Annotated in this window: 2 pseudogenes; both read right to left on the reverse strand. The window is 74.5% G+C overall.

Annotation, left to right across the window (positions count from 1 at the left end):
* Positions 1 to 590: pseudogene (locus AC1DP0_RS22350) on the reverse strand (DNA polymerase); the annotation flags it as partial.
* Positions 583 to 784, reverse strand: a pseudogene (locus tag AC1DP0_RS22355) (pyridoxal phosphate-dependent aminotransferase); the annotation flags it as partial. The pseudogenes AC1DP0_RS22355 and AC1DP0_RS22350, both read right to left, overlap by 8 nt.

Genomic DNA, 784 nt, shown 5'->3' on the forward strand with positions numbered 1-784 from the left:
AGGCAGAGCACGGCGGCTGCGGACTCGGACCACACGGTGCGCTGGAGGCGAGCGACGTGCTGGCCTCCGATGCGACCGAGAGCCACGCGTTGTGCCTGCTGGCAGTCGAGTGCCAGCACCGCGAGCTCGCGCAGCCTCGTCTCGTCCGTCGCCCATCCCAGGGCGTCGGCCCGGAGGTGGCCGTCGGGGGTGAGCAGGTCCAGGTCGGCCCCGGCGGCGACGTCGAAGAGGTCGCCGTCGAAACCGCGCAGACGGGCCGCGCGTGGCGCCGGGACGGTGGCCTCGTCGAGCCCGCGGCAGCCCGCGACGACGTGGCCCGGTGTGGCCCACCAGCCGCCGTGGACGATGCGGTGTGCCTCTGCGAGGTCCCACGTGCGCGACACCTCGACGCCTGCGCCGACGACACCCCGCAGCGTCGCCGCGGCCGACCACACGACCCATCGCGGTCCGAGACGCTCCGTGGCCTCGACGAAGCGGCGCGTCAGGTCGCCGAGCGGCCACGCCTCGTCGACACCCGGCCCCACGGCATACGCCCCGTGCGGGCCGACGACGAGCGCGACGAGCGGGGGCCCGGACTCCTCGTCACTCAAGGATGCTCGCGATCCGGCCGACCGCGTCGCGGAGGATCTCGGGTGACGTGGCGTAGTTGAGCCGAGCATGTCCGTCCCCACCACAGCCGAAGATGGGCCCGGGGGAGAGGGCGACGCGAGCGCGGCGCAGCACCTCACCCGCAGGGTCGTCGCCGAGGCCGACGCCGGTGAGGTCGAGCCAGGCGAGATAGGTC

The organism is Terrabacter sp. P5_B1 (assembly GCF_056400505.1).